The sequence below is a fragment of the Streptomyces sp. NPDC056061 genome, from assembly GCF_042266885.1.
Taxonomy (GTDB): Bacteria; Actinomycetota; Actinomycetes; order Streptomycetales; family Streptomycetaceae; genus Streptomyces.
Window position 1 is genome coordinate 163,014 of the sequence record NZ_JBHJWQ010000008.1, and the last position, 20,486, is coordinate 183,499.

The 20,486-nt window shown below is 68.8% G+C and carries 23 protein-coding genes and 1 tRNA gene; 5 read left to right on the plus strand and 19 right to left on the minus strand.

The window, feature by feature from the left end; all coding sequences use genetic code 11:
* Positions 1-133: 133 nt before the first annotated feature.
* Entirely contained in the window at positions 134-598 is a 465-nt protein-coding gene (locus tag ACFC79_RS15070) for a GatB/YqeY domain-containing protein (RefSeq protein WP_376239894.1), read from the minus strand.
* 202 nt (positions 599-800) lie between these two features.
* On the opposite strand from ACFC79_RS15070, the gene ACFC79_RS15075 reads away from it, so the two are divergent.
* Both ACFC79_RS15075 and ACFC79_RS15080 read left to right on the plus strand, forming a co-directional pair.
* Positions 801-1,727, plus strand: coding sequence for a metallophosphoesterase (locus ACFC79_RS15075; RefSeq protein WP_376239897.1), 927 nt, complete (start codon positions 801-803; stop codon positions 1,725-1,727).
* 165 nt (positions 1,728-1,892) lie between these two features.
* Positions 1,893-1,966, plus strand: a tRNA-Pro gene (locus ACFC79_RS15080).
* Positions 1,967-2,048: 82 nt separating this feature from the next.
* On the opposite strand, the gene xerC is transcribed toward ACFC79_RS15080, so the two are convergent.
* The 14 genes from xerC to ACFC79_RS15150 all read right to left on the minus strand — a co-directional run bounded on the left by xerC (position 2,049) and on the right by ACFC79_RS15150 (position 12,508).
* A complete protein-coding gene (gene xerC, locus ACFC79_RS15085; RefSeq protein WP_376239899.1) occupies positions 2,049-3,227 on the minus strand; it encodes a tyrosine recombinase XerC in 1,179 nt (392 codons plus the stop codon).
* 65 nt (positions 3,228-3,292) lie between these two features.
* Positions 3,293-3,499, minus strand: a complete 207-nt coding sequence (locus ACFC79_RS15090) for a helix-turn-helix domain-containing protein (protein WP_376239901.1) — start codon at positions 3,497-3,499, stop codon at positions 3,293-3,295.
* A 457-nt stretch (positions 3,500-3,956) separates the two neighbouring features.
* A complete protein-coding gene (locus tag ACFC79_RS15095; RefSeq protein ID WP_376239904.1) occupies positions 3,957-5,432 on the minus strand; it encodes an ATP-binding protein in 1,476 nt (491 codons plus the stop codon).
* 3 nt (positions 5,433-5,435) lie between these two features.
* On the minus strand, positions 5,436-6,296 hold the full coding sequence (locus ACFC79_RS15100) for a bifunctional DNA primase/polymerase (RefSeq protein WP_376239907.1): 861 nt from the start codon (positions 6,294-6,296) through the stop codon (positions 5,436-5,438).
* Positions 6,297-6,593: 297 nt separating this feature from the next.
* Positions 6,594-8,762, minus strand: a complete 2,169-nt coding sequence (locus ACFC79_RS15105; RefSeq protein ID WP_376239909.1) for an FtsK/SpoIIIE domain-containing protein — start codon at positions 8,760-8,762, stop codon at positions 6,594-6,596.
* A gap of 96 nt (positions 8,763-8,858) precedes the next feature.
* A complete protein-coding gene (locus tag ACFC79_RS15110) occupies positions 8,859-9,179 on the minus strand; it encodes a hypothetical protein (RefSeq protein ID WP_376239912.1) in 321 nt (106 codons plus the stop codon).
* A gap of 75 nt (positions 9,180-9,254) precedes the next feature.
* Positions 9,255-9,443: a hypothetical protein gene (locus ACFC79_RS15115; RefSeq protein ID WP_376239915.1), complete on the minus strand. Its 189-nt coding sequence runs from the start codon at positions 9,441-9,443 to the stop codon at positions 9,255-9,257.
* A gap of 16 nt (positions 9,444-9,459) precedes the next feature.
* Positions 9,460-9,816 carry a DUF6251 family protein gene (locus ACFC79_RS15120; RefSeq protein WP_376239917.1) on the minus strand — a complete coding sequence of 119 codons (357 nt, stop codon included), beginning with the start codon at positions 9,814-9,816 and terminating at the stop codon, positions 9,460-9,462.
* Positions 9,817-9,952: 136 nt separating this feature from the next.
* Positions 9,953-10,156, minus strand: a complete 204-nt coding sequence (locus tag ACFC79_RS15125) for a hypothetical protein (RefSeq protein WP_376239920.1) — start codon at positions 10,154-10,156, stop codon at positions 9,953-9,955.
* The gene (locus ACFC79_RS15130) at positions 10,153-10,497 is read right to left on the minus strand and encodes an RRQRL motif-containing zinc-binding protein (RefSeq protein WP_376239923.1); all 345 of its coding nucleotides are present in this window, start codon (positions 10,495-10,497) and stop codon (positions 10,153-10,155) included. The genes ACFC79_RS15125 and ACFC79_RS15130 overlap by 4 nt, the downstream gene beginning before the upstream one ends.
* The gene (locus ACFC79_RS15135) at positions 10,497-11,810 is read right to left on the minus strand and encodes a hypothetical protein (protein ID WP_376239926.1); all 1,314 of its coding nucleotides are present in this window, start codon (positions 11,808-11,810) and stop codon (positions 10,497-10,499) included. Before ACFC79_RS15135 ends, ACFC79_RS15130 begins: the two co-directional genes overlap by 1 nt.
* The gene (locus ACFC79_RS15140; RefSeq protein WP_376239928.1) at positions 11,807-12,091 is read right to left on the minus strand and encodes a hypothetical protein; all 285 of its coding nucleotides are present in this window, start codon (positions 12,089-12,091) and stop codon (positions 11,807-11,809) included. Before ACFC79_RS15140 ends, ACFC79_RS15135 begins: the two co-directional genes overlap by 4 nt.
* On the minus strand, positions 12,084-12,248 hold the full coding sequence (locus tag ACFC79_RS15145) for a hypothetical protein (protein WP_376239931.1): 165 nt from the start codon (positions 12,246-12,248) through the stop codon (positions 12,084-12,086). The genes ACFC79_RS15140 and ACFC79_RS15145 overlap by 8 nt, the downstream gene beginning before the upstream one ends.
* Entirely contained in the window at positions 12,245-12,508 is a 264-nt protein-coding gene (locus ACFC79_RS15150) for a DUF6284 family protein (RefSeq protein WP_376239933.1), read from the minus strand. Before ACFC79_RS15150 ends, ACFC79_RS15145 begins: the two co-directional genes overlap by 4 nt.
* A 938-nt stretch (positions 12,509-13,446) precedes the next feature.
* Between ACFC79_RS15150 and ACFC79_RS15155 the strand changes: the two genes are divergently transcribed.
* Positions 13,447-14,205, plus strand: coding sequence for an XRE family transcriptional regulator (locus ACFC79_RS15155; protein ID WP_376239935.1), 759 nt, complete (start codon positions 13,447-13,449; stop codon positions 14,203-14,205).
* A 2-nt stretch (positions 14,206-14,207) separates the two neighbouring features.
* Positions 14,208-14,681, plus strand: coding sequence for an NUDIX domain-containing protein (locus ACFC79_RS15160; protein WP_376239938.1), 474 nt, complete (start codon positions 14,208-14,210; stop codon positions 14,679-14,681).
* Here ACFC79_RS15160 and ACFC79_RS15165 read toward each other — a convergent pair.
* Together ACFC79_RS15165 and ACFC79_RS15170 are read right to left on the minus strand one after the other, a co-directional pair.
* Complete coding sequence (locus ACFC79_RS15165) at positions 14,669-15,241, minus strand: HD domain-containing protein (RefSeq protein WP_376239941.1); 573 nt, start codon at positions 15,239-15,241, stop codon at positions 14,669-14,671. The two genes, ACFC79_RS15160 and ACFC79_RS15165, sit on opposite strands and share 13 nt — an antisense overlap.
* Positions 15,238-15,702: a GntR family transcriptional regulator gene (locus ACFC79_RS15170; protein WP_376239944.1), complete on the minus strand. Its 465-nt coding sequence runs from the start codon at positions 15,700-15,702 to the stop codon at positions 15,238-15,240. The genes ACFC79_RS15165 and ACFC79_RS15170 overlap by 4 nt, the downstream gene beginning before the upstream one ends.
* Positions 15,703-16,271: 569 nt before the next feature.
* Here ACFC79_RS15170 and ACFC79_RS15175 point away from each other — a divergent pair.
* Complete coding sequence (locus ACFC79_RS15175) at positions 16,272-17,861, plus strand: endonuclease NucS domain-containing protein (RefSeq protein WP_376239947.1); 1,590 nt, start codon at positions 16,272-16,274, stop codon at positions 17,859-17,861.
* 108 nt (positions 17,862-17,969) lie between these two features.
* On the opposite strand, the gene istB is transcribed toward ACFC79_RS15175, so the two are convergent.
* Both istB and istA read right to left on the minus strand, forming a co-directional pair.
* Positions 17,970-18,758 carry an IS21-like element helper ATPase IstB gene (istB, locus tag ACFC79_RS15180; RefSeq protein WP_376239949.1) on the minus strand — a complete coding sequence of 263 codons (789 nt, stop codon included), beginning with the start codon at positions 18,756-18,758 and terminating at the stop codon, positions 17,970-17,972.
* 4 nt (positions 18,759-18,762) lie between these two features.
* Entirely contained in the window at positions 18,763-19,992 is a 1,230-nt protein-coding gene (gene istA / locus ACFC79_RS15185; protein WP_376240188.1) for an IS21 family transposase, read from the minus strand.
* Positions 19,993-20,486: the final 494 nt, after the last annotated feature.

Here is a 20,486-nt window from a genome sequence, read left to right on the forward strand (position 1 = left end):
CGGGAAACCCCGCCCTCATGTGCGTGCCCGCGACTCCGTCCGTCCGCCCGGGCGTGTGCGTCCGGGCGGACGACCCATGCCCGTACTCGTACCCGTACGGGAAATCCGTCCGTCCGGAGGACGGTCGCCGGTCTCAGCCGGCCAGAAGCTTCTTGACCGCAGCCGCCACCCGGCCGCCGTCCGCCAGTCCCGCGACCTTCGGGGTCACGATCTTCATGACGGCGCCCATCGCCCGCGGCCCCTCCGCCCCGGCTGCCTTCGCCTCCTCGACCGCGGACGCCACGATCGCGCCCAGCTCGTCGTCGGTCAGCTGCTTCGGCAGGTACGCGTCGAGGATCTCGCCCTCCGCCTTCTCACGCTCGGCCTGCTCGGCCCGGCCGCCCTTGGCGAACGCATCGGCCGCCTCCCGGCGCTTCTTCGCCTCCTTGGCGATCACCTTCTGCACCTCGTCGTCGGAGAGCTCGCGCGCCGACTCGCCGCTGACCTCCTCCTTCGCAATGGCGGTGAGGGTCAGCCGGAGCGTGGACGAGGTCAGCTCGTCACGCGCCTTCATGGCCGTGGTGAGGTCTTCCTTGAGCTTGGACTTGAGCGTGGTCATGTGGTGATTGTGGCAGGTACGCGGCACCCGGCGCCCGCCCGTTTCTCCCACGGCCCGCCTCCCGCCGCCTTCCTTCCCCCTCTCCTCCGCTCTTCTCTTCTTCTCCCACCCGCCGTCCGGCCCGTCACCCACCGCCCCCGACGCGCCTCTCCCCCACCTGCCAACTTTCCTCCCGCCGCACGGTGTCTGCGACGATGGACCCATGCGCGCACGCTACGGAGTTCCCCTGAAAATCACGGCAGTCGGCGCGGCCGGTCTCGCCTACGCCGCCGGATTCGAGGCCCGCTCGTTCCGCCTGCGGCGCGTCGCCATTCCGGTGCTCCCCCACGGGGCCCGCCCGCTGCGCGTGCTCCAGGTCTCCGACATCCACATGGTGAGCGGCCAGCGTAAGAAGCGTGCCTGGTTGCAGTCGCTGGCCGGGCTGCGCCCGGACTTCGTCGTCAACACGGGCGACAACCTCTCCGACCCCGAGGCCGTGCCCGAACTACTCGACGCCCTCGGTCCGCTGATGTCGTTCCCCGGCGTGTACGTCTTCGGGTCCAACGACTACTACGGCCCCAAGCTCCGCAACCCCGCCCGCTACCTCCTGGAGAAGGCCCAGGGCAAGCACGGCCTCAACGGGAACGCCCCCGCGGTCGGCGTCGTACACAACCCGTGGCAGCCCATGCGCGACGCCTTCGACGAGGCGGGCTGGCTCGGCCTGTCCAACACCCGCGGCCACCTCAAGGCCGACGGCCTGGACATCGCCTTCACCGGCCTGGACGACCCGCACATCAAGCGGGACCGCTACACGGAGGTCTCGGGCGGCCCCGAAACCGGTGCCGACCTCTCCATCGGCGTCGTCCACGCCCCCTACCTGCGCTCCCTGGACGCCTTCACCCGGGACGGTTACCCCCTGATCCTGGCCGGTCACACCCACGGCGGCCAGCTCTGCATCCCCTTCTACGGCGCCCTGGTCACCAACTGCGACCTGGACACGGACCGGGTCAAGGGCCTCTCCACCCACTCCGTCGACGGCAACCGCGCCTACCTCCACGTCTCCGCGGGCTGCGGCACCAACCGCTACACCCCGGTCCGCTTCGCCTGCCCGCCCGAGGCGACCCTGCTGACCCTGACTCCCCGCGACTGATCCCTCGCGACTGGTCTCTTCCCGAGCGGTCCCGCGGTCGCACGGTCCCGAAAGACCGTTCGTCCCCACCACCCCGGTCACCGCACCGGCGCCCGCAAAACCGGATTTCGTCTGCGGGCGCGGGTGGGCTAAAGTAATCGATGTCGCCGGGAAACCGGCGACGATCGGGGTGTAGCGCAGCTTGGCAGCGCGCTTCGTTCGGGACGAAGAGGTCGTGGGTTCAAATCCCGCCACCCCGACGCTGGTCAGAGGCCCATTCGCTTGATCGCGAATGGGCCTCTGTCATGTCCGGGGGCCAAACAGGGGGCCAAAGGCTTTCGATCAAGCCTCTCCGTTGGCTCCACCGGGCTCATATTCGAAGATCTCGTCCATCGCCTCTGCCCCCTGAGTGATCACGGGGCGGAGCTGCTTGCGGTAGACGGCTTCTGTCGTTGCCTGGCTGCTGTGCCCCACCAGCAGGGCAATGCGCTCCAGCGGGATGCCATGATCCGACAGCAGCGACACAAAGCTGTGCCGGAGCTCCCGGGGCGTCCACTCCTGCGCGAGACCGGCCTTCTTCACGATGGCCCGGAAGTCGCGGCGCACGTTGGCCGCGTCCAGGGGTTCGCCGCTCCTGGTGGTGAAGACGCGGCCCGCCCGGGTCCACTCGATCCCGTGGGATGCCCGCTCCTGCTTCTGCCAGCGCAGGTGTTCTTCGAGGACTTCTACCACCTGCTTCGGCAGGGCGATCGTCCTCCGGCTCTTCCGCGTCTTGGTGTCCCCGTGCCGCCGGACGGACCGCCACACAGCGACGTGCGCCGGAACCTCGTTCTCGGTCGTCAGATAGACGTGGTCCCAGGTGAGAGGGCGCGCTTCTTCCGTGCGAACCCCGCTCAGAAGAGACAGCACGAGGTAGGCGTACAGCCGTGAGCCGCGGGCAGCTACCAGGACGGCCTTCGCCTGCTCCAGGTTCAGGGCCTTACTCGGTCGGCCCTGCTGCCCTTCCGGTGCGGTGACGAGAGCAGCGACGTTGCGTACGGCCTTGTCTCGTCGCTGTGCGTGCTCGATCGACCTGCGCAAGACGGCAAGGACGTCCCGGAGAGTCCTGGTGGCTAGCACTTCGGACCGGCCCATGAGCCAGTCGTCCACGTCATCGGCGCTCAGGTCCTTCAGCTTCGCACGGCCGACGTACGGGATCAGGTGCTTGGTCGCGAGCGTGCGGTTCTTGTTCACCGTCTGCTCGTCGCGCCCTTTCAGACCCCGCTCAAGCCAGTCGTTGACCGCATTGGCGACCGTGTAGTTCGCGGGTGTCCTTACTCCGGCTTCGACCTCCTTCTTCAGCTCCTTAATCTTGCCTCGCACCTCAGTCTTGGTCTTGCCGTACACCTTGGGCCGCAGACGCCTGCCGTCCGGTGCGTAGCCCAGCGAGACAGCACCCACGAAGCGCTTCTTCGCGCCGTCCCAGTAGATGGTGTCCTCGCCGTGTCCAGCCTTGCGGGACGGCTTCGAACTGGTGGTCACTGAACGGTTCCTTTCATGGGCGAGGCCGCGCCACTCTCGGCGCGGCCTCGGGTTTTGACGGTTCGTCACGCAGTTGATTCGTGCTTGAGCAGGCCGATGTACTCCTCGATGTAGTCAGGGGGAACGAGACGACGGCGCCCGATGCGGACCGTGCGGAGTCGCCCGAGGCGAATCTCCTCGTAGACCATCGAGCGCCCGATTCGAAGAACCACGGCGGCTTCTTCCGGGCGGTAGAGCAGGCGGTCGACGGGTGCGGGCGTGGCGGTGCTCATGCTGGTGGTCCTCCGGTAGATGCCGGGAGCGGGTGCGCGCCTGTCCGAGGCGCGGGATTCTGCGTCACCACGTCATCTGTGTCATTCGTGGGTGCTGAGCTGCGGGTTTGTGGTGACGCAGGGGTGCGGGGGTGCGTCATTGGTGACGCAGGCGTGCGTCACCGATGACGCACGTGGTGACGCAGGTGACGAGGGATGACGCAGCCGAAGCCGTTCTGCGTCACCCCCGTTGCAGCAGCTCAGGGGCTGTTTTGGGCCTTCTGGTGCCGCGGGTGACGCAGCGTTTCCTTTCTTAGGAAAAAAGAGAGGGGTGTCTGTTGTGGTGTGGTGCGTCTGAAGGCATGAATGCGGAGCCGCGTCGCGGCGCGTTCTTTGGGCGGCGTCCGCCGAACAACAAGAGGAGCACCGCCTCCCGCGCGGGCGGGGTGCTCCTCTTGCTTGTCCGGGCCGATGCCGGTCAGAGCAGCGGGGGTTGCTCGTGCAGGGGTAGGGCCGGGCGGCGGGTCATTTCGATGTAGCGGCCCTCTTTGGTGCGGCCCCAGTCGATGAGGACCCCTCGCGCGGTAAGGGTGGGTTGAAGGCGCTTGAGACGGTCTGAGAGGACTTTCCCTGTGGTGGGCCAGCCTTTAGGCAGGGGGCGGCAGTCGTCGCCGCTGTAGAGGCCGGTGAGGTTGTGCAGCCACTCGGTGGACGTCATGCGCTGCTCTGTGCCCGGGTCGAGGGTGGCGGCGTGCTTGAGGACGGTCTGTGCGAGCAGGTCGCCTTCGATGACGTCGTCGTTGAGGTCGTCCAGGCTCCTGCGGTAGGCGGTGAGCGTCTGGAAGCCCGTCGCGGCGTCGAGCTGCGCGCACAGGTGCGCGAAGTCGGCCATCCGCAGATCGGTGGGGATGTCTGCTTCGGTCGCCCGGACCTTGACCGTGAGGTCGAGCAGGGACCCGAGGATGACGGGCAGTGCTTCCGCGAACTCCGTCCACAGCTCGGCCTCGGTCCGCCGCACGCCGGGCCGGTCCAGGCGCAGGGGAAGGAGGCGTTCGGCCAGGTCGGGCCGGATGACGCCGACGTCGATACCGGTCAGGAGCAGGGGGCGACGGTAGCGGGAGCGGTAGACGTCGCCGTCACTGAAGAGGGCGCGCTTGATGCTCTCGGCTCCGGTGACGATGCAGCACATCAGGTCGGACAGGTCCGGGGCCAGGTGTGAGAGGTTGTCGAGGGCGGTGACCCATCCGGCGGCGACGGCCGTGATCAGGCTCTCCTCGTCCTTCGGGGCCCGGCGCAGGTCCCCGGTCATGCCCTCGATGATCCGCACCAGCATCCGGCCGGCCGTCGACTTCCCCGCGCCCTGGGGGCCGGTGAGGAACGGGGCGGGGACGGGCACGGACGGTTCGAGGCAGCCGACGAGCCAGGCCAGGGCCAGGCTTTCGGTCTCGGCGGTGGCGAAGTTCGTCAGCCCCAGCAGGAGGTCGATGCCCTTGCCGTCAGTGTCCCGGGCGGGCAGGGGGAGTTCCCCGGTGAGCTGGGTGCGCCGCCAGCACACCTCGCGCGGGTCGGGGATGCGGATGTCCCAGCCGGTGGGGTGGATGCGGACGGACCGCCCGTCGTCGCGTCCCAGGTCAAGCCAGGTCGCGCCGTCGAACCCGGGGGCGACGCGGATGTGGGTGGGCTGGACGTCCTGGCTCAGCGCGAGTGCTTCGATCAGGTCCAGCGCTTCCTTGAGCGCCGTGCCGTTGAACACGCCGACTCCGTCGTTGAAGAGGCCGACCATGAGTTCCTGCCGGTGGCTGCCCGTCGTCCCCTGGGACCGGATCGGGCGGGCGACAGGGTGGCCGTTCCTCTGCGCGTACACGGTGCCCTCGGTCGTGCGGAAGTACCGGAAATGGCTCTGCGCGTAGTCGGTGATGACCTCACGTGCCGGGGTCTTCTCGTCCTCGGACACGGCTCACATCCCCAATGCGGTACGGGCGTTGGCCCACGCGTCCGTGCAGTGCCGCGGCCCCTCGCCCTTGGCCTGTGCGGCGGTGAACAGTCGCGCAACGTGGGTGTCGGTCAGGCAGCCGCACCGGCCGTGAGCGGACAGCACGGCGAGGAACGTCCGATAGACCGTCGCGTGGACCGCGCTGCTGGCCTCGGTGATGCGCTGCTCGGCCATCGCGATGCCACGCTCCAGGTAGGTGGGCGTGCGGTGACGGCACTCCCCGTCACCGGCAGGCACGGGCGCCGTGACGGCGCGCTGCGCAGGGCGGACCGGAGACGGCTCTTTGACGACCAGCGCGCGCACGGCGTCCGGCAGGTCAGTCATGGTGCCGGTGCCGGGCCCGAGCCACCGGGCGTACTGCATGCACGACTTGATGTCGACGCTGGGCCGCACATTGTTCGCGGACTGCATGCTGCCGAGGTAGATCCAGTGCTCACCACGAGTGGTGGGCACGGTCCGGGTGGCGGGCAGCGTCTGGCGGGCCCAGGTGATGGCGTCGGCGTTGTCGAGGTCGACGACGGTGAGCCGGGCGCCGCCGGGGTGGTAGGCGACCGCGTGCGCCTCCCGCCACGCCACAGCCCACGCAGCGGACCGGAGGACGGCTGGGTCGGTGGTGGCGGCGGCCCAGCCGTGACACGGCCGCGGGCACTGGCAGGAGCCCGGCGTCTTCATGTTCGGGCGCCCGCCGCACGCGTTCCCGGCGCAGGCGTGGCAGTTGCCGACGGGGCGCTTGCCCGCCCGGAGGGGCAGCACGGGCACGCCCGACGCCGCCAGGTCGAGAGCGGACCGGCGATGGTCTCGCCGGATCGGGGTGGGTTGAGTCATGCTGGGGTCTCCAGTTCTGTAGAAGGTGCTGGCAGACGAGAGCGGCCCCAATTCATTGGCGTGAGGGGGCCGCTCTCGACTCGTCCGGCGTGATGCGGAATCCCTGCCGTGGGTCGGTCAGGGAGGCTGAGGCACCCCCTCCCGGGGTGCGTGTGGAGAGGGTTCCAAGGGTGTGGGCGTACGCGCCTCCCTGCCTCCCTGAACGGGCATTTATGCAGGTCAGGCCCAGGGAGGTGGGTCAGGGAGGCGGTTAGGGAGTTCTCCCTGTCTCCCTGCCCCGTGCAAGGTCGCCTCCCTCTATTCCGAGGCGGAAGCGGAACCGTCCCCGTCGCGGTTGGCGAGTGCGGCGGTGACGCGGTCGCGGGCGACGACCATGCGGCCGTCGGACTTGTACGGCTCGGCCCCGGCGTCGTCCAGGACGCGCTTGAGGTCGATGAACGACCACTTGCCGTAGGCGTCCTTGTTCAGCGCGACCAACCGCGTGATGACTTCCTGGGTGCGGACGCGGGCGTCGCTGCCCAGCACGGTCGCGATGTCGGCGAGCGGGTCATGCTCCTCGCCCCGGTCGACGACGTGGAGGGTGGTGACGCCGTCGCGCAGGGCCTTGGCGCGGTCGGTGATGGTCTTGGCCTGGTCGTCGTCGATGTAGTGCGTGCGCACGGTGATGGACGCCTGACCGGCGGGGATGTCGATGCCGTCGGACGCGACGACCAGAGTTCCCTTGTCCAGACCCTGCCGCAGCAGGTGCGGGGCGGCGCCACCGTCCACGGCCTTGTCGCCCAGCGCCATGCGGGCCTGCGACTCAGTGCCCAGAGCGAGTGAGGCGCGGGTGTGCGCCCCTTCGCGGACCAGCTTGGGAAGGTTCTGGTCGGTCGGGTCCTGGGTGCCCTCCCACAGGATCACGTCGACCGCGCGGCCCTGGTTGTGCACCTTGCGGACTGCCATGAAGTACCGGCTCGTGGCCTTGGACCCGCCGTACGGGACACCGTCCTCGTCCTTGACCGGGCACATGAACGCCACCTGGGCTTCGTCGACGATCCCGATCAGCGGGGCGAACACGGCCTTCGGGTCGTTGCGCCGGACCTCGATCCGCCGGTTCATCTCCGTGACCAGGCTCTCGACCATCTCGGTCGCAGAGATGACGTTCTCATCGGCCGGGCCCTGGTTGAGGAAGGTGGCCAGGCCCTCGAACATGGCCCAGTCGCCGACACCCTTGAGGTCGGAGATCCGGAACTCCACCCGCGGGTCGAGCGCCGCCCACAGGGCCAGCGCCCGCAGGGCGGCGGTCTTGCCCTGGTTCGACAGGCCGGTAATGAGCAGGTGCCGCTGGTACAGGCTCAGCACTGCGGCGTCGCCACGCAGGTCCTGGCCCCAGGGGGCGCGGCCCTTGGCGTAGTCGGCGGTCACAGCGTCGTCGGTGACCAGCGGGGACGGGCCGATCGGCTCGTCCAGCGCGCCGGAGTCGGCGATCCACAGCCGCACGGTGCGGGCGGCTTGCGGGATCGTGATGAACACCTCGTGCTCGTGCCGGGCAAGGTTCTCGGCGAGCTTGCGGCGCCTGCCCTGCACCTCGTTCGTGGAGACGCCGGACGGCAGGGTGACATCGACTTCGACGCCGCATCCGGCGATGGTGATCGGGCCGAGCATCGACGCCCCGGCATCCCCCATCTCCTTGACGGCCGTGCGCAGCGTGGCAATCCCCAGGTCGCGCAAGGCCATCACGACGATCGACGGGGTAATGGGGTCCCCCGCGCTGCTTCGGGCCTTGGCGGGAAGAGCCCACTGCGGTGCGGACTGCTGGTGACGACCGACCGCCCACAGCCCCAGCAGGGCCGCCCACGGGCCCAGGGTGACCAGCGGCCCCCAGACCACGGAGATGATCAGGACGATCCATCGGACCAACTCGATCAACGCCAACGTGGGTGTGGCGACATCGGCGAAGTCCTTGTTCGCGACGGCGAGGAGGATCCCGAGCAGGAGCAGTCCACCGGCAGTCACCCCGGCCCCGGCCGCCGCGCCCTTGGCGGCCTTGACCGGGGCGGTCAGCAGGTCCATGCGCCGCTGGTGGCGTGCGGCACGGAAGCGGGCCCCGCGCTCCTCCCACTCGGTGGCAAGGTCCAGGTTCCCCGCGGCTTCGGCGGCCCGCAGCATGCGTTCGTAGCGGGCGGCGGTACGGCCCTCCCAGGTGCGGCGGGCCACGATCCGGCCCCCGCCCACGATGTACATGCCGTGCCGCACGGTCAGGCGCCCGACGGTACGGGTCCGCTCGTGGGTGACGGCCCGCCGGACCGCACGGCCGGACCGCACCCACCGCGACACCGGGGCCTCCGCCGGGGCTTCATCCTGGGCGGGATCGGGGGCGGTCTTGGTCAGGTCGACCGGGCCCGCACCTGTGGGGGCGGGGCGGTGGTCGTCGAGATGGTGCAGGGTGCCCATGTCGGCCCCCTCAACAGCGAGTTCGGTCATGACTGGTGCTCCTGCCTGAATCCAGTGGGACCACCGAAAAGGGGGCGCCCGGTACGTGCTGCTACCGGCGCCCCCTCTCCGGCGGGGGTGGTTTCTTCAGCGCTCCGCACGGGCCACGGCCCGCTCGGCGCGGCGCAAGTGGTCCTCGGCGGTCTTGCGGGCCTGCCGGGCGGCGGCCCGGTCCTCACGGGCGGCGGTCCGCTCGGTGGCCTTGGCGTTCGCGACGGCCTGACGGGCGTCGGCCTGGACCTTCAGCAGCGCCTCGAACTCCTGGGCGCCGCGGACGCGGGCCCGCTCGTCGATCCGCTCGATCGCCTTCTCGACCTTCGGGTCGACGCAGTCCGCGAGGGCCTGCCTGAAGCCCTTGCGGAACAGGCGGGCACGCTCGCGCTTCTCGGCTCGGGTGTAGCTCTCCACGGTGTCCTCCTCAGGGCGGGGCCGGACTGTCCAGCTCCCCGCCCGCCCCGGGCGACCGGGGCGGACAGGGAACCGTCAGGCGAGCCGCAGCTCAGAGGTGTGGCACAGCACGGGACCGATCAGCCAGCTGATCCTGTCCACCGTCCACCGCCCCTCGGTCAGCGGGCCGGGCGGTACTTCGTCGACGATGCGGCCGGTTCTGCCGATCGCACGCGGGTCGTCCTCACAGCGGACGATCCGCACCTTGTCGCCTGCCTTGAACATGACGGGCTCCTTCGGGTCAGCGGCGGCCGGTCTTGGTGAGGGACTTGGCGGCGTCCTGGGTGCCGCCGACCGACTTCACGACGGTCACGACGCCCCAGGCCAGGGCCACGGCGAGGAACGCGAGCAGGGCGAGGTTGGCGGCGATGGCGGTGAGGGCGCCGACGAGGAGCGGGCCGAAGTAGACACCGGCCGCAACAGCACCGGCGCCGACACCGGACCCGAGCGCGACGCGCTGCACGGTGCGGTCGGGCGGGGCGTGGTGGATGTGCTGCACGATCTGCTGCGGCGGGGCGGGCAGGTGGTCGGTGTAGGTGTAGGTGCCGTCCGGGAGCTGCACCACCCGGACTTCGGGGACAGGGAGGTTGGTGGTCAAGGCTGCTTCCTCTCGGGGACGCGGGCAGGGGCGGACCGCCGACGGCGGGAAGCGGCGTCGGCGAGGTGGTGCGGGGAGTGCCCCGGGCCGGATTTGATCCGGCGCCCTCACGGCGTGGCTGCCGGGGCGGTGAGGGTCAGCGACCGATGGAGCCGCTGCTGCTGCGCCACTTGGCAGGCGGGGTGCCACGGCGGCACGATCCAGCGTGGTTGTTGGCGATCCGGTCGGCGTCGCGGGTGGAAACCGTCCGGTGGAACCCGCAGGTGCACAGGACGGTCGACTTGCCGAACACGCGGGTGCGGACCTCGGTGGTCCCGCCCACGGGGGTGGAGTACTTCATGAACACAGGTCCTTTCGGGCCGGGGAGTCAAAGCAGGGAACGCACATGCCGAGCGAGCGCGGGATGCAGTACCCGGCATCGCGGCGGCATTCGGGGCAGGTACGGCGGGCCGTCATGGCCTTGGCCAGGGCCACCCGCCGGGCCGGGGTCATCGGCCGGACCGGCCGAGCCAGGTCGACCCGGTACAGGTACGCAACCAGCGGGCCCCGTCGGCGCCGCGGGCGTTCGAGCTGGGCGGCGACGTCCTGTCCGCCGGGCCGCAGCCCGAGGGCCCGGAGCTGGCGGCGGGTGGCGTAGCCGTCGGGGGCCAGGCGCCACCGGTAGACGGGGAGCGCGCTCATCAGGCGGCCTCGTCTGAGACGAGGGCGAGTTGACCGGGTGACGGCCGCGGACCGATTTCAGTCTCCAGGCGGTTGAACACCCTCTTCACGTACGAGGTGCTGCGGGTGGCCTGGCGGGCGGTTTCCGTGACCGTGGTGCCCGTCATCCAGCAGGCACGGATCACGGTTGCTGCCGCTTCGGTCGGCAACCTCCCGCCCTTGTCATCGGGCACCCCCTCATCGGTGTCCAGCGGGGGGACCACCAGGGGCCACACCTGCCGGTCACCGCAGATGACCAGTGTGGATACCGCTTCGGGGGCAGGAGACGGGACCTCGGCCGGGGCCGGGGGCTCGGTCACCTCCGAAGCGGTATCCGGGGCACTCTCGGCCGGGTGAGGCACCAGGGCGGGCACCGGCACCGGGGTGACCACGGAACCCGTGTCCCGCCACCGGCCGCCCCACCACGCTCCCGCCCGGGACCGCCCCGCGGACGGGTGCCGGGCCTGCGCGAGAGCGGCGTTCGACCGGGCCGCGCGCCGATGGAGCGCGGGGGTCATGCCAGGGGTGGCCGTGCCCGTCTCGATCTCCCACGCGCGGGTGAACGCGTCCTCGAACGACACCTCGCCGAACGACGCGGCGGACACCAGCCGGTCAGCCAGCCGGGCGACCGAGCGGTGCTGGCGGCGGCGCGTGCGCTCGTGCTTGCGCCGCGCCCTGTCCTCGGCGTCACCGGAGGCCGCCGAGAGGGTGGTCACCCACTGCCGGATCTCGAACAGGACCGGGCCGAGCAGGGTCACCGCCGCGAGCCCGACGCCTGCGGCCCACGCGTTCGCCTCGGACAGGCCAGGCAGGTGCGTGCCGTAGTCGTAGTTGACGGACGCGGCGAACCCGGCCGCGGCGACCACGAGGGCCCGCAGGAACCAGCGCACCCAGCCCGGCAGATGACGTTCGTCGGCGTAGGCGACACCGGCCGCCATCACCCACGCCGCTCCCTCGATCGCCAACGGGAGCGGGAGCAGCATCGGGGAGATGCTGACGAAGTGCAGTACCTGCGCGGGCAGGGACCCCAGCGCGGACGCGGTGACCAGGGCGAGGGTGCCCTTGCGGTACACATTGCCCGCAGTCAGTGCCGCGCCGCGGGCCGCTCGCCGCGCGGCCCGGTCCTGCCTGGCCCGGTCCTTCTCAGCTCGCCTCTCAGCGCGGAGCCGCGCCGCACGCTCGTCCGCCGCTTTCTCCCGCTCGATACGGCGGTTGTCGGCGGCAGCCAGGTCGATACGGCGCTGCTCGGCATCGGCAGCCCGGACCACGCGCATCTCCTCGGCGTAGGTACTCATCCCGTCCCCTCTTCCTCGCGGGGCACGAACGGGGTGTAGTCGACGGGCTGCCTGTCAGCCAAGCGCCGGATGTCCGCCGCAGTGTCCGCGACCGACCCCGGGTGCCAGAAGTCGGCCAGCGCGCTCAGCGCGGCGCGGACGCCCATGGCCCGAAGCTCAAGCAGGTGGTAGTGGGCAACCTCGGACTCCCTGCCGAGTGCCGGCAGGGGCAGATCGAGGGCGGCGGCGGCTGCGGCCAGCAGATCCTTGACCGCCTCATCCAGAACAGGCCGGTCACTCATGGCGCCCCTCCGCACGGGTGAGGAGGATGTGCACGGCGACGACACCGGCCGCGGCGAGGGCCCCGGCGTAGTGCACGTCCTGACGGCCGATGACCAGGCCCAAGACCTCTACGGCGATGCAGACCAGGGCCAGGAACCAGAAAGCGATCAGGTTCATGCGGCACCGCCCAGCAGCGGCTCGGTGCGGTTGGTCAGGTCCCGACGGGCCGCCATGACCCGGTTGCGGGCGCGGCGGATGCGGCGCTCGTCCAGCTCGGACGGGGCCCGGTCCAGCAATGCGATCTGCACGTCCAGCAACTCGACCTCAGCCGCGATGAGCGGCATCTCCCGCTCGATCGCGGCCAGGTCCGCAGCCGACGGCTCACCGCCGGGCGGCGGGACCGTAACAGCGGCCTGAAGTGCAACGATGTGCTTCATTGGGTGTGTTCCTTCCAGAGAGGAACGGCCCGAACAGCAGCCCCGGTGTCCAACCACCGGGGCTGCGGCCGTTTTGGAATGTGTGTGGGGTGCGGGTCCGGAGCTGCAACACCGGACCCGCCGTGCCTTGCACTTGCTTCCACAGCAGGAGTCGACCGGGGACCGGCTCCCCGCCGCCCGGCCGTACGCCCCGCGTAAAACAGGGCGGACGGCTGGGGGAGGCAACCGGCGCAGCCATCGGCTGCGAGGGTGACCCTGAGTCCGCGAATCACCGGGATAGCCGGTGCACTCCGCAGATCAGGCAGACGCAAAGGGCATCACCGCCCGTGCCGGTCCAGCACGAACAGCGCCCTGTGTATTCGTAGAAACATCAGGACTCCGTAGATCGAAGGGACGGAGAACCAGGGGCTTCGCCGGTCGGCCGTTGCCACGGCCGATCGGTCCCGAGCCTGTGATCGGTGCGCCATCTCTCTGCCTGGCGCTCAGCAGGGCAGTTCGCTGCGGGTGGCGCCCGGGGGCGTTCTCCAGGGCCGCAGGATCGTGCGTACAGCGCCGACGCGCCGCACCACTGCCGACGACATCACCCGGCCGTCACGGGAGCGAGGACTCTCACCTCGCCTCAGTTCACTGTTCAGTTCTCAAACAACAGGGCTTCCTTCGGGCTCACTCCCTTGCCGGGGCCCTCCGGGCACAGTTCGAAGCAGCCCAAACAGGGCTCCCTCTTCGCTTCCGCCTCACAGCCGATGCGATACCTGTATTACAGGTCCTACATCAGGGGTTCGTCAAGCGGGGCGCCGAACTTCCTGGGTTCGCGCCGGGGCTTTCCTGGCGCACCATCAGCATCGATGCTGGTCAGGGGCGTTGGTTACCCCATACGTGGACACCTTGAAGTCATCTGGATACCTTCAAGAGGTCCCAAGACGTCCCCGGAGGTTGAGATGTCCAACGAACGCCTCCGGTCGGCTCTGCTGGCACAGGGCATGACCGTGCAGGACCTGGCCGACGCGATCGAGGTCAACCCGAAGACCGTCGAGCGGTGGATCACCCAGGGCAAGGTTCCGTACCGAAGGCACCAGTACGCCGCGGCGTCCGCGCTCGGCGTCGACGTGACGACGCTGTGGAACGACTCGCGTGCCGTCGATACGGCGGCCGACTTGAGCAAGGCGGAGATCGTCACGATCTATCCGCACCGCCACATGGTGCCCAACACCCTGTGGCGCGAGTTCTACGAGCAAGCCGAATCGCGCATCGACGCCCTTGTCTACTCCGGGCTGTGGCTGTCGGAGGACCCTCTCTTCCATGACCTCCTGAAGAGGAAGGCGGAGGGGGTCGTCCAGGTGCGAATCCTGCTCGGCGACCCCGGCTGCGCTGCGGTGCAGCAGCGCGGCATAGACGAAGGTCACCGCATCATGGACGGCAAGATCCGCAACGCCCTGGTGAACTACCGGCCGCTCTTCACCAGCCACCCGGGCATCGGCTTCCGTCTGCACGACGGAACCCTCTACAACTCGATCTTCCGCTCCGATGACGAGATTCTCGTGAACACCCACGTCTACGGAATCGGCGCGTACATGGCACCCGTCCTGCACCTGCGGCGACTGCCCGGCGGCGGTCTCTTCGACACCTACGCGAATAGCATCGAACAGGCGTGGGTCGGCGCACGCCCGGTCACGGAACACGACATCGCGGGAGCTTGAGCATGGGACGCATCGACTACCTCCACGACTCCGCCGCCCCGCCGGCCAACTCGGTCGTGCCCTCTGTCGTCGCCTTCGTACAGAACGATGCCGGGGACATCCTGCTCATCCAACGCTCGGACAACGGACGCTGGGCGCTGCCCGGCGGCGGCCACGACGTGGGCGAGTCCATCAGCGACACGGTTGTCCGCGAGGTCTGGGAAGAGACCGGGATCAGGGCCGAAGTCGTCGACATGTCGGGGATCTACACCGACCCCGGCCACGTGATGCTGTACGACGACGGCGAAGCCCGGCAGCAGTTCAGTATCTGCTTCCGGGCCCGCCCGGTCGGTGGTGCGGTCCGTACGAGCGACGAAACGACACAGGTCCGCTGGGTTTCCCCGGCGGACCTCGCAGAATTCGACATCCACCCCACCATGCGGCTCAGGATCGAGCACGCGATGGACCAGACGCGCACCGCGCCCTACATCGGCTGACGCTTCGCAGCGGAAAGCCGATCGACGACGCGTGCCGTGCAGGCAAGGATCTCGGGCTCGGCACGCCTGATGAACTTCCCGATCAAGCTGTCCGGACCATAGCGGCCTGCGATCTCGTTCACCCGGTCCACAGGGTTCGTCGGGGTGCCGTCCGGCGTGGTGTTCATGTCGCAATAGCAGAGAGCGTCCGCGAGGTGAGGTTGCTCCCGAGGGAACTCGTTTTCCAGCTCGTCACGCATGCCGCGTGCCTCAGCCTCCATCCACGCGCAGGAATGGTGCGCAACAAGGCGCACCAGGCGTTCGTCGGCGTGGGCGACGTCTCGGAGATACCGCGCCCCGTCCAGCGGGTGAAAGCCGGTCTTGGCGAGGTCGGGCGAGTAGCCGATGTCGTGCAGAACCGCGGCCGCCTCCATGAGGTCTGCGTCCGGACCCAGGATCGAGGCGATCGTGCGGGCCCGCTCCGCCACCCCCTGCGAATGGGCCCAACGGCGTGGCAATGGCTCCGAGAGCAGCGATTCGGCGAGGGGGTAGGCCCAGTCGGTCAGCGTCGTGGAACTCAAGGTTTCACACTCTCCTCTCCCGGCAGGGCCAGCACTGTGCGCTGCTTCCCCTGCTTCCCTTCCGATACCAGTCCGGCGGCCTGCAACTTGTCGAGTGCCTTGCTCACCGTGGGCCGCGAGACGTTGAAGCGCGCGGACAAGGCCGACGCGCTGGGGAAAGCCGCCCCCACGGAGAGTTCGTCATCCGTGATCACGTCGGCGAGACGTTCAGCCAACGGTCGGCGGTCGATGGACTCTCCTCGCCGCACCACCCGCCAGCGCCCACCGGGCACCGGTTCCGCGATCCCCTCCTTCTGGAGAGCGCCGAAGACCCGAAGCGCGACGCCGCGGGACACGCCGTGGTCACGCATCAGTTCCGCGGCCGACGGCAACTCGGTCATGTCTTTGTTGTCTTCGATCTGAGCTCTGACAACATCAGCGATTTTCAGGAAGGTCCCGCGAGGGCTGGCCTGCTGCGACACGCGTCTTCCCTCTCTCCGTCGTAGTTGCCTCAAGCCTGCCATGCTCCTCTTCTCGTCAGTGCGGCCCGACGGGTGCGCCAGCAGATCCCAGGGGGCCAAACAGGGGGCCAAACGCCACAGCGGACGACGGACCGCTATGGACGACCACGGACACCTCCGAAGCCACCCGGCCAGGCAAACTCGCGACCCCACAAGCCCAGATACCGCGAAATCGCGTTCGGGACGAAGAGGTCGTGGGTTCAAATCCCGCCACCCCGACAGAGAAACACCAGGTCAAGGGCCTGATCCTCACCGAGGATCAGGCCCTTCCTGCGTCTCTGGAGATCGTTTGGGAGAAATCTGGGAGAAGATCTTGGTCGGGGTCTCCCAGCAGGTGATCGTCGAGCAGTAGCAACATGCCTCGGCTGCGCCGACCCACACCTGCACGTTCGCGAACGACCAGTCGTCGACTCGACCGCGACCGTACCTCATCCGCGCCTGATGGCTCCGCCGTGCCGGCGGAGCCGCCGAATGGTGAGCTCCCGCCGCCTTGGGGTCCATGTCAGCCCGCACCACTACTGTCTTCGTTCATGACCGCGCTACTCGAACGTGAGCTCCGGGACCTCTTGGCGGAGCAGCTAGACGTTCTCGAACCAGGACTGACCCTCGTCCGATGCGAGTTTGCGCTGAGCGACCCGCCGCTCCGTACGAGGGGCTGGATCGACATCCTTGCTCGTGACCGACACGGTCTGTGGGTGATCATCGAGTTGAAGCGTGCTACTTCCACGTCCCGTGAGGCGTTGCACGAGGTCGCAAAGTACGCAGAGCTTCTCCAGCGCGACAAGCAGGTCGCGCCTGACCGCATCCGCGCCCTCATCGTGTCGACCGACTGGCGCGAACTACTCGTCCCGGTGAGCAACATGGCCCGTGACTGGAGCCATGATCTTCGCGGTTACGAACTCCAGGTGCATGACGACGGGACGCTCAGCGCTGAGCGCGTCGCGATGCTTCCACTGTCCCCTGAGCAGTACATCACACCGGTGCACGGCATCTACCTCTACGCGAGCCCCCAAGACCGAGACCACGGATGGAAACACATACGGCAGATCGCTGCGGAGATCGGCGCGCCCAACCTTCTTGCTGCCGACTTTGAACGCATCAGCGCCAAAGACAGCGTCATCGCGCACTACGGCCTGTACCTGGGTGTCGGCACCGTGGAGTGGGGCAGCGCGCTGTCGGACTCCACGGAAGTAGACGGGTACGGTGCGGAGCACCCGGCCGAGTACGAGGCGTGGTGCGAAATCAACGCGCGCGTTCGATGCGTCAAAGTCGAGTCGGCTTACCCGGGAGTGCTGGGCACCCTCCTAGGCAATTCCGATTGGGAGATCACCGGGTATCGGGGCACCGGAGCGTTTGCCCTGGGTAACGGGGCATATGAGGAACGCGACTGGCTGCAGATGCTGGCTGGCCATGATCGCGGGGACGGGCAATTCAAGTACATCGGCTCTGCCAACCCCCGGATCACCAGCCGGTGGCACTCTTTTGTAGATCAGGCCATGACCAGCCTCGGCGGCAACCCCGAGTGGGAGATGCTCGTCCGGGCGTGGCTGGAGCGAGTTGCCGAGCAACCAGGCGACATCGACGTCGTCCTGTGGATCTACAACCCCTGCGACCTGATTCAGACCGTCATCTATGGATGGCCGGATGAGCTCACCCTGTGGGAACCACGCATCAAAGCCGTCGCCCGCTTCCCTGACGGCAGTCGCTCCGTCGCCGAGGGCAGGCTGTGTGCGAACAGCACCGGGGGTGCGCCAGGCTTTCACCACTACGTCCACGAGGTGTACCGCGATCTGGGGAACTGGATGGCAACTCGACACGGCGGCACCACCTGGATGACTGATCTGGATCTTGTTCGCCGCCTCGGGCTGCGCTACATGATGTTTGAGATCATCAGCGACCGCCCCGGGCCGCCAGCCCCAGAAGACGAACGCGGACTCTGGCTGGTCGAGGACGGGCAGGCGACCCGATACTCATCCCACGCCCCGGAGTTCGTCATGGCCTGGCAGCTCAACACCTACGGGGGAAAGCTCGTGACCCTTCGAGATTTCCTCACGACGTACCGCCATGAGGTCAACACGCTCCGCATCGAATATCTCGGCGGTGCGGACGGGAGGCGCTGACTTCACGGGATCACACCTCTCAGATACTCAGTTCACGTGTCTGGTGTCGGCGGTCTTCGAACCTGGACCCCTTTGGGGTCGGTGATTTTTGACCCCGTGTGCAGTTGTTCAGCCGGTTGCCGCGTTCGGGGTGCGGCCGATGTCCCGGTCTTTCAGCCGGTAGGAGTCTCCCTTCAAGGAGAGCACATCGGCGTGGTGGACGAGACGGTCGATCATGGCGGCGGCGACGGTGTCGTCGCCGAAGACCTCTCCCCAACGTCCGAAGGGCTTGTTGCTGGTCACGATCACGGACGCGCGTTCGTAGCGGCCGGAGATCAGCTGGAAGAACAGGTTCGCTGCTTCCGGTTCGAACGGGATGTAGCCGACCTCATCGATCACCAGAACGGGGAAGCGCGCGAGGCGCAAGAGCTCGTCCTGGAGTTTTCCGGTGGTGTGGGCGGCGGCCAGGCGGTCGACCCACTGGGATGCGGTGGCGAACGCGACGCGGTGACCGGCCTGACAGGCGCGAATGCCCAGCGCGATGGCCAGGTGAGTCTTGCCGGTGCCGGGCGGGCCGAGGAAGACCACGTTCTCCTTGCCCGTGATGAAGTCCAGGGTGCCCAGATGGGCCACTGCCTCCCGTTTCAGCCCGCGCAGGTGATGGAAGTCGAACTCCTCCAGGGTCTTGCGGGCGGGGAAACGGGCCGCGCGGATGCGGCCTTCTCCGCCGTGGGCCTCTCGGGCGGCGACCTCGCGCTGCAGGCACGCGGCCAGATACTCCTGATGCGTCCAGGACTCGGCGGTGGCACGTTCGGCGAGCCGGTCGGCAGCGTCCAGCAGGGCCGGTGCCTTCAACGCACGGCTGAGGAAGGCCAGTTCCGCGGCGATGTCCCGGGACGTGGTGGGGCGGGTGGCCATGGCTTCACTCCTCTCCTCCTCCGCCCTCGATCAGATGGAAGACGCGGTCGTAGGCCGGCAGATCCGGCTGTGCGACCTCCACCGCCGCGGCGACGGCCCCGCTCTGGCGGTACTGGCGCCGCATCGCCGTGGCGGCATCGGCGTGGTCCGGGTCGGTCAGCGTCTGGTGGCGGGCCCAGCAGCGCGCATGCTCGGCGACCAGGCGGCCGTCCAGATGAGCCCGCACCGTTTCGGTGTCCGCCTCGACCCGCACGATCCGCCCGATCGCGGCCGGGTGGACGGAATAGTCACAGGTGTCCAGGCGGATGTAGTGGTCCCGGCCGATCCGCACCGATGTCTGCCACCAGCGCGGCGGCGCGGTCGGCGGCAGTGGCACCATCGCGGCCCGGTCGGCCTCCCACCGCTCGGCCGGACGCGCCTCCAGAGTGCGGTGCACCCGTCGGTTGGCGACCTCAAGCCACGCGGCCAGCTGCGTGTTGAAGTCGGCCGGGGAAGTGAACACCCTGCCGGGCACGAACGACGTCTCCAGATAGCCGTTGGCCCGCTCGACCAGACCCTTGGCCTCCGGGTCGCGGGGCCGGCACAGGATCACCTTGCAGGCCAGCAGCCCGGCCAGGGCAGCGAACTCATGACCGAGCACGACCCGTCCCTCCCGGCGGCGCCCGATGGCCGCCTCGTTGTCCCAGACCAGCGCCCGGGGCACCGCATTCCAACCGAACAGCAGGTCCCAGTGCCCGCTCACGAGATCGGCGGCCTGTCTCGACGGCAGCATCCTCGCGGTGATCACCCGCGAATATCCCGCCACCAGCACCGGCGGGCGCCCGGTCTGCCCGAAGCCCAGCGGGATATCCACCGGCGGGAACCACAGATCGCACTGGGCCAGCTCGCCGGGCTGATACGCCGTCCGCGAGACCGGGTCCGCCGGAAGGTAGACCGGCCGCAGTTCCCGCACCCGCCGCTTCAGCACCGACAACGACCGTTCCCATCCGATCCGCTCGGCGATCACCGTGGCGGGCATCCGCGGGTACTCCGCCAGCAACTCGCGGATCGCCGGCTCCACCACGTCCACGATCGAGCCCTTCGGCGCCCGCCGGTACTTCGGCGGATCGTCGCTGGCCACGGCCCGCCGCACAGTGTTCCGGGCGATCCCCAGATGCCGCGCGATCCCTTTGATCGACATTCCCTCCGCACGGTGAAGCCGCTGGATCTCAGCCCAGTCCTCCACACCGATCACCTCTTCCACCTGACTCCCATGGAGCCAGACTGATCACTCGATCACGGAAGGGGTCACTTTTCATCGACCGATAGGGGGTCACGGTTCAAAGCACGCCGACAGCTCGTCCGGACTCACGTGCAGCAGGGTGTTACGGGCTGTGGGCCACATGCGCCAACCGACGGCGGCCAGGGTCTCGCCGGTTCGCTCAGCGAGGGCGCCACCGTCACCAGCCAAGTGGCACGGTGTGACCCAGTACATCGGGTCCGATGAGGAAGGGCGGGAGGATTCGTCGGGGTGATGCGGGTACTGCGGCGCCTCCGTAGCTCGACGGTCGTTCTTGCAGCAGGGCGTTGTACGTTCACATGCCGTGCGGCGGCGCACCAGTCCTTTCGAGATCTGTTCTGCCTGCCCCCGGCGAACTGCTTTTTTTTCTGCGCCTCAATTGAGACCTTCGACGATCGCTGAGTCATGCCAACTGGCTACAGCGTCCCTCCTGAGGGCACGCGGAGTCG

Bases quoted from the DNA above. Each gene is read 5' to 3' on its own strand.
- ACFC79_RS15070 (WP_376239894.1), bottom strand. From the start codon at position 598: ATGACCACGCTCAAGTCCAAGCTCAAGGAAGACCTCACCACGGCCATG.
- ACFC79_RS15075 (WP_376239897.1), top strand. From the start codon at position 801: ATGCGCGCACGCTACGGAGTTCCCCTGAAAATCACGGCAGTCGGCGCG.
- ACFC79_RS15090 (WP_376239901.1), bottom strand. From the start codon at position 3,499: ATGAGCACCGCCACGCCCGCACCCGTCGACCGCCTGCTCTACCGCCCG.
- ACFC79_RS15100 (WP_376239907.1), bottom strand. From the start codon at position 6,296: ATGACTCAACCCACCCCGATCCGGCGAGACCATCGCCGGTCCGCTCTC.
- ACFC79_RS15105 (WP_376239909.1), bottom strand. From the start codon at position 8,762: ATGACCGAACTCGCTGTTGAGGGGGCCGACATGGGCACCCTGCACCAT.
- ACFC79_RS15115 (WP_376239915.1), bottom strand. From the start codon at position 9,443: ATGTTCAAGGCAGGCGACAAGGTGCGGATCGTCCGCTGTGAGGACGAC.
- ACFC79_RS15125 (WP_376239920.1), bottom strand. From the start codon at position 10,156: ATGAAGTACTCCACCCCCGTGGGCGGGACCACCGAGGTCCGCACCCGC.
- ACFC79_RS15130 (WP_376239923.1), bottom strand. From the start codon at position 10,497: ATGAGCGCGCTCCCCGTCTACCGGTGGCGCCTGGCCCCCGACGGCTAC.
- ACFC79_RS15135 (WP_376239926.1), bottom strand. From the start codon at position 11,810: ATGAGTACCTACGCCGAGGAGATGCGCGTGGTCCGGGCTGCCGATGCC.
- ACFC79_RS15140 (WP_376239928.1), bottom strand. From the start codon at position 12,091: ATGAGTGACCGGCCTGTTCTGGATGAGGCGGTCAAGGATCTGCTGGCC.
- ACFC79_RS15145 (WP_376239931.1), bottom strand. From the start codon at position 12,248: ATGAACCTGATCGCTTTCTGGTTCCTGGCCCTGGTCTGCATCGCCGTA.
- ACFC79_RS15150 (WP_376239933.1), bottom strand. From the start codon at position 12,508: ATGAAGCACATCGTTGCACTTCAGGCCGCTGTTACGGTCCCGCCGCCC.
- ACFC79_RS15155 (WP_376239935.1), top strand. From the start codon at position 13,447: ATGTCCAACGAACGCCTCCGGTCGGCTCTGCTGGCACAGGGCATGACC.
- ACFC79_RS15160 (WP_376239938.1), top strand. From the start codon at position 14,208: ATGGGACGCATCGACTACCTCCACGACTCCGCCGCCCCGCCGGCCAAC.
- ACFC79_RS15175 (WP_376239947.1), top strand. From the start codon at position 16,272: ATGACCGCGCTACTCGAACGTGAGCTCCGGGACCTCTTGGCGGAGCAG.
- istB (WP_376239949.1), bottom strand. From the start codon at position 18,758: ATGGCCACCCGCCCCACCACGTCCCGGGACATCGCCGCGGAACTGGCC.